The sequence below is a fragment of the Aquabacterium sp. genome, assembly GCF_050725395.1.
In the GTDB taxonomy this organism is placed as follows: Bacteria; Pseudomonadota; Gammaproteobacteria; order Burkholderiales; family Burkholderiaceae_C; genus Aquabacterium.
Genome location: NZ_JBOHHL010000073.1, coordinates 1 through 7,121, shown reverse-complemented (window position 1 = coordinate 7,121; position 7,121 = coordinate 1). Strand labels below are relative to the sequence as shown.

2 protein-coding genes and 1 pseudogene are annotated in these 7,121 nt (G+C 64.5%); all 3 read left to right on the top strand.

Annotated elements, in window-relative coordinates:
* A pseudogene (locus tag ACREB4_RS20980) lies at nt 1-1,265 on the top strand (hypothetical protein); the annotation flags it as partial.
* The gene (locus ACREB4_RS20975; RefSeq protein ID WP_431590185.1) at nt 1,262-2,833 is read left to right on the top strand and encodes a diguanylate cyclase; all 1,572 of its coding nucleotides are present in this window, start codon (nt 1,262-1,264) and stop codon (nt 2,831-2,833) included. The pseudogene ACREB4_RS20980 and the gene ACREB4_RS20975, both read left to right, overlap by 4 nt.
* A 180-nt stretch (nt 2,834-3,013) precedes the next feature.
* Nucleotides 3,014-7,121, top strand: a 4,108-nt coding sequence (locus ACREB4_RS20970) for a DUF4347 domain-containing protein (RefSeq protein WP_431590184.1), incomplete at its 3' end; no start/stop codon positions are given.

The following is a 7,121-nucleotide window of genomic DNA, read 5'->3' as shown; positions in this document are numbered from 1 at the left end:
CTGGCTACACCAGCTTCACCTTCCAGGTGCAGGACAACGGCGGCACGGCCCATGGCGGTGTCGACCAGGACACCACGCCCCGCACCATGACGGTGGACGTGACCGCGGTCAACGACGCCCCGGTGGGTGCCGACAAGGCGTTGACCATCACCCCCGGCAGCACCTACACCTTCAACATGGCCGACTTCGGTTTCAGCGACCATTTCGATGCACCAGCCAATGTCTTCTGGTCGGTGGGCATTGTCGCCGTGGACGGTGTCGGCACCTTGAGCCTGGCCGGTGTGGCAGTCAATGCGGGCGATGCCGTGCTGGCCAGTGACATCGCGGCCGGCAAGCTGCTGTTCACGCCGGCCGGGGGCAATGGGTTCAGCCAAGCCAGCTTCACCTTCCGGGTGATGGATGACGGCGGCACGGCCCTGTCTGGCTCGGACACCGACGCCGTGGCTCGCCGCATGTCGATCACCGTGAGCGTGCCGACCGGACCAGACCTGCCCGGTTCGGCCAATCCTGGCACGGGCACGGGCACCGGCGGCTCGAACTCTGGCCCCTCCGCCCCGACGACCCCGGCGTCACCCACCGTCCCGCCGGTCGACCCCAAGGACGACCCGGTGGTTGAGATCGAGGACCCACACGACGAGTCCGGCCATGGCGCTTCTCCGACCGCGGAAGAGCCGGCCCTGCCGCCTGTCCACGCTGGCGATGCACCCGGTGCCGGCCCGGACGGGGTGGGGGCGGCGGGCAGGGGCAGTGCCTACTCGTCAAGCTATGGTCTCGGCGCCCCGGCGACGGGCTTTGCGTTCGGCCTGGGCATGGGCAGCTTCAACATGGCTTTGAGCGGTGGCGGCAACCTGTTTGGCACCCATGTCAATCTGGCCGGTCCGTCGGCGAATCAGGACCTCAACTTGAGCTTCTCCGCGGTTGGCGTGAATGGCTCGGCCTATGGGCCGCCGACCTTGGCCTTCACGGATACCACTGAAGATCGCCAAGTAAAGGTCGAAAAGATGGTGGTGCAGACCTCTGGTGCCGTGCTGTCCATCGGCGCGGTCTGGTGGGCCGCCCGCATGTCAGGGTTGCTGGCCAGCCTGATGATCAGCACGCCGGCCTGGCGTTCGATCGATCCGCTGCCGGTCATGGGCCTGGGCGATGGCCCGGACGGTGACGGCGACGACGAGCACGGCGACGACCCGGATGGCATGGACGCCCGCGCGGCGCATTTGTTCGGCGCCGGCCTGAACCGGAACCGTGAATTGGAAGGCATAGGATGAGCGAGCGGTTTTCATTCCGGGGTTTGATGCGGCGTTGGGCGATGAGCCCCACGGCGCGCATCAGCTTTGGACTCGTCTCCTTGCTGATCGGCCTGCTGATGGTGCTGGACCTGGTGCTCAAGCTGCTGCCTGACCAGCGCGCCATGACTCAGAACGTGCGGGAACAGGTGGCCGTGAACGTGGCTGTGCAAGTCAAGCTGCTGCTGAACGATGTCCGCCTGCAGGAACCATTGGCCGGCATGATCAAGGAAATCGTGCAGCAATCCCCTGAAATCGAATCCATCGGCATCCGCCGCGAGACCGGTGAGCTGTTGATGGCCACGAGCGGGCACGCCGATGGCTGGTCGCCGCCACCGCTGGGCTTGTCCACCATCACCAGCGTGGTGGTGCCGCTGAACTCAGGCACGTCCAAGTGGGGACAGCTCGAAATTGGCTACCGCTCGCCATGGCCCAACACCTTGCTGGGCTGGCTGAAGCAACCCACCGTGCAGCTGATCTTCACCATCAGCACCGCCTCTTTCGTGGCCTTCTACCTGTACCTGCGGCGCGTGCTGCAGCACCTGGACCCGTCCAAGGCCATTCCGGAACGCGTGCGCGTGGCCTTCGACACCCTCACCGAAGGCCTGTTGGTGCTGGACCTGCAAGGCCAGATCCTGCTGGCCAATTCGGCGTTCCGGGGGTTTCACCCACAGGCGGGCGATGTGCTCATGGGCCGCTCCATCAAGCAACTGGAATGGCTGGTCAACGGCGTCCACGAGACAGCCGACCTGCCGCCCTGGGAGCGGGCCCTGCTCACCACCGAGCCCATCCTGGGCGTGGAGGTCGACCTGAGCCGCGATGGTGGCGATACCCGCCGTGCCCTGCTCAATTGCGCCGCCATCCGCGATGCTGCCGGCAATGCCCGTGGCTGTCTGGTGACGCTCGACGATGTCACCGCGCTGGACCAGGCCAACGCCAAGCTGCGCTCGGCCCTGACCGAACTCGAATCATCGCGTGACCACATCCAGAAGCAGAACGACGAGCTTCAACTGCTGGCCAACTGCGACCCCATGACCGGCTGCTTCAACCGCCGCGCCTTTTTCGCCCGGGCCGAACCCATGCTCCAGCATGCTTTGGACACCGGCGAACCCCTGGTCTGCCTGATGACCGACATCGACCGCTTCAAATCGGTCAACGACACCTATGGCCACTCGGTGGGCGACGTGGTGATCCAGGCCGTCTCCAAGGTGCTGAAGAGTTCCATGCGCGAAGAAGACCTGCTCTGCCGTTACGGTGGCGAGGAGTTCTGCGTGCTGCTCAAGGGCTTGAGCCTGGACGAGGCCGTGATGGTGGCCGACCGCATCCGTGGCCGCATCGAGCGCGAAGTGGGCCCCAGTGTCGAGGGCGTGCCCAACATGCGCGTCACCTCCAGTTTCGGCGCGGCCCTGCTGGGTTCGGGCAATGCCAAGAACATGCACCTGTTGATCGAGCGGGCCGACCAGGGCCTGTACGCGGCCAAGGAAGCCGGACGCAACCAGGTGCAGTGCATCGACTGGTCCGAGGTGGGCGAACTCACCGTTGACGCCTGATATTCCATTGTCGCGAAAGGTTCCATGAAGGATGGCATTCAGCGGCATTTGTGGCGCATTTGCGGGGCTTGCCCGGTCCAGCTTGAATCCATGATGGGGGGCCAGGAAAAGCGCTCCTGATCCCTGCGACCTTGAAGACTGCCTCGACGTGTGTGAATCCTGCCTGAAAGACTGCATGCCATGACGCGCAAGCCCGTGTCAGGCGCAGTCCTTCCTCCGCGGAAATTCGACGGGCAGCTGGAAGAACTGGAGTCGCGCATCCTTTACAGCGCGGACCTGCAGGCCATCGTGCCCGACCTCGGGGTGGCCACGCGCCAGGACGAGCCGGTTGCGCAAGTCGCCGTGCTGCCGGCCCCGTCGGCCAAGGTCGACCAAGCGCTGGGCAACACCCAGGGCGTGAACGCCGCGGAAACCTCATCCGTGCGGTTGGAACTCGTGTTCGTCGACGCCAGCGTGCCCGATGCCGAGCAACTGGTCGCCTTGCTCCAGGGCCAGAACGATGCAGGCCGCACGCTGGAGATCCACTGGCTCGATGCCCAAAGCGATGGCGTCTCGCAGATCACCGAGGTCCTGAAAGGCCGGCAAGGCATCGACGCCCTGCACCTCATCGGCCACGGCGATGGTGAGGGCATGCAGCTGGGCAATGACCGCTTGGACGGTGCGGGGCTGAACCTGCACATGGGCGACCTGGCGTCCTGGGGTGGGGCCTTGTCCGCAGACGCCGACCTGCTGCTCTATGGCTGCGACCTCGCCAGCAGCAGCGCGGGCCGGGCTCTGGTCGACAACCTGGCCTTGCTGACGGGGGCCGACGTGGCCGCCAGCACCGATGCCACCGGGTCGGCCTTGCTGGGAGGCGACTGGACACTCGAATACCAGGACGGCCGCATCGAGACCAGCGTGGCCATGGCAGCGCCGGGCCAGGCGAGCTGGCAGCACCTGCTCAGCATCACCGCCAGCACCACTGCCGAAACCTTGGTCAATGGCACCACCACCGGCACCCAGGAAAACAATGCCGACTCCGGCAAGCAGGTGGCGGCCGACGCCAACGGCAACTACGTGGTCGTGTGGGAGGACGCGACCACCACCCACGTCTATGGGCGCATGTACAACGCGGACGGTACCCCCAAGGCCAGTGAATTCCGGATCAACACGAACACCGCCACGACCAAGGACCAGCCCACCGTGGCGATGGATGCCAACGGCAACTTCGTGGTGGCTTGGCGCAGCGTGACGCAGGACGGCGCGGGCTATGGCATCTATGCCCAGCGCTACAACGCCAGCGGTGTGGCCCAAGGCAGCGAGTTCCGCGTCAACACGACCACGGCTTCCGACCAGAGCTCCCCGGCCATCGCCATGAACACCCTGGGCTTCGTCATCACCTGGACCAGCTTGGGGCAGGACGGCAGTGCGGAAGGCGTCTACGCCCAGCGCTACAACGCCAGCGGCGTGGCCCAGGGCTCGGAGTTCAGGGTCAACACCACCACGGCCAATATCCAGAAGGACAGTCAGATCGGCATGGACAGCAGTGGCAACTTCGTCATTGCGTGGTCGAGCTACGCTCAGGACGGCTCGGGCTACGGCGTCTATGCCCAGCGCTACAACGCCAGTGGCGTGGCGCAGGGGGCCGAGTTCCGGGTCAATGTCTCGACCACGGGCGAGCAGATTCTGTCGGATGTGTCCATGAACGCCTCTGGCAACTTCGTCATTGCCTGGCACGATTCGTCGGCGGTCGATGGCTCTGGTTACGGTGTCTTCGCGCGGACCTACAACAGCAGCGGGGTCGCCCAGACCAGCGAGTTCGTGCTCAGCAACTACACCTACAGCACGCAGTGGAACGCGTCGGTGGTGATGGGCGACGATGGCAGCTTCGTCGCGGCCTGGGAGTCGCTCACGGCCGACGGTTACAGCTACGGCATCGCCATCCGACAGTTCAGCCTGGCCGGTGTCGAGATCGCGCCGGAAACCATCGTCAACACCACCCGCTCAGGCGACCAGCAAATGCCCAGCGTGGCCTGGGGCGGCCAGCAGGTCATCGTGACCTGGAGCGGCAATGGCAGCGGTGACAACCTGGGCATCTTTTCGCGCCGCTACACCACGGCCCTGCCGGCCGTGGTGACCAGCGTGGGCACCGAGACCCGCGCCAACACCACGACGAGCAATACCCAGCAGACGAACAGCAATGCGGGCAAGCAGGTCGCCACAGCGGCCAACGGCAACTATGTGGTGGTGTGGGAAGACACGATCACGGACTTTGTCTATGGCCGTTTGTACGATGCCAATGGCACCGCCCTGACCGCGGAGTTCCGGGTCAACACCGACACGACGGCCGCTCGCAACAAAGACCAACCCACGGTCGCGATGGACGACAACGGCAACTTCGTCATCGCCTGGCACAGTCAGCTGCAGGACGGCGCTGGCTATGGCATTTACGCCCAGCGCTACAACGCCAGCGGCGTGGCCCAGGGCAGCGAGTTTCGCGTCAACACCTACACGACCTCCGACCAGGAGTACCCCGCCATCGCCATGAGCGCCGTGGGCTTTGTCATCACCTGGACGAGCAATGGCCAGGATGGCTCGGTCGAAGGCATCTACGCCCAGCGCTACAACGCCAGCGGCGTGGCCCAGGGCAGTGAGTTCCGCGTCAACACCACCACCAGCAACATCCAGACGGGCAGCAAGATCGGCATGGATGACAACGGCAATTTCGTCATTGCCTGGTCGAGCTACGCCCAGGATGGCGCAGGTTACGGTGTCTATGCGCAGCGCTACAACGCCAGTGGCGTGGCGCAAGGATCTGAATTCAGGGTCAATGTCAACACCGCAGGCGAACAGATCCTGACCGATGTGTCCATGAATGGCTCGGGCAGCTTTGTCATTTCCTGGGATGCCAGTGCGGCCGATGCCGCTGGCTATGGCACTTTTGCCCGCACTTACAACAGCAGTGGCACGGCCTTGTCTGGCGAGATCCAGCTCAACAGTTTTGAGTTGGACGAGCAGCGCAATTCTTCGGTGTCGATGTCCGACAACGGTGACTTTGTGGCCGTTTTCCAGAGCGGCCTGCAGGACGGTTTGGCCAACGCCATTGCCTTGCGTGTGTTCTCGCAAACTGGCGCCGAGATCGGTGGGGAGCGGCTGGTCAACACCACGCAAAGCGGTAGCCAAAGCATTCCAAGCGTGAGCTGGAATGGGGGCTACATCGCTGTGGTGTGGAGCGGCAATGGCACCGGCGACAACCTGGGGGTGTTCTCCCAGCGCTACGTCAGCAATGCGGCGCCTGTGATCACCAGCAACGGCGGAGGAAGCTCCGCCTCCGTCAACGTGGCCGAGAACAGCACCGCCGTGACCACGGTGGTCGCCACCGATGCGGTAGATCAGACCCTGGTTTACAGCATCAGCGGGGGCGCGGACGCGGCGCTGTTCGCCATCAACAGCAGTACCGGGGTGCTCAGCTTCATCGGTGCGCCGAATTTCGAAGCGCCTGGCGACAGCGGTGCCAACAATGTCTACGACGTGGTCGTCATGGTCAGTGATGGGTACTTGACCGACACCCAGTCCTTGGCGATCACCGTCACCGACCTCAACGACAACCCACCCGTCATCACCAGCAATGGGGGCGGCAGTTCCGCCAGCATCAATGTGGCCGAGAACAGCACGGCGGTGGCCACCGTCGTGGCCACCGATGCCGATGCGGGCAGCACGTTCACCTACAGCATCTCAGGCGGCAGCGACTCGGCCAAGTTCTCGATCAATGCGTCCACTGGCGTGCTCACGTTTCTGGTGGCGCCGAACCATGAGAACCCCACGGACACGGGCGCGAACAATGTCTACGATGTCATCGTCCGGGTGAGTGATGGCGTCAATGCCGACACCCAGGCGCTGGCCATCACGGTCACGGACGTTGACGAGTTCGACGTGGGCGCCGTGAGCGACACCAACGCGGCGGCCAACAGCGTGGCCGAGAACGCCACGAATGGCACGGTGGTGGGCATCACGGCGAACGCGACCGATGCCGATGGCACGACCAACACGATCACTTATTCACTGAGCGACAACGCCGGCGGGCGCTTTGCCATCAACGCGAGCACAGGCGTGGTCACGGTGGCCAATGGCAGCTTGTTGAATTACGAAGCTGCCACCTCGCATGCGATCACGGTGGTGGCGACCAGCGCCGATGGATCCAGCAGCAATCAGGCCATGACGATCAACTTGGCCGACGTTGACGAGTTCGACGTGGGCGCCGTGAGTGATGCCAACGCGGCGGCGAACAGCGTGGCCGAGAACGCCACGA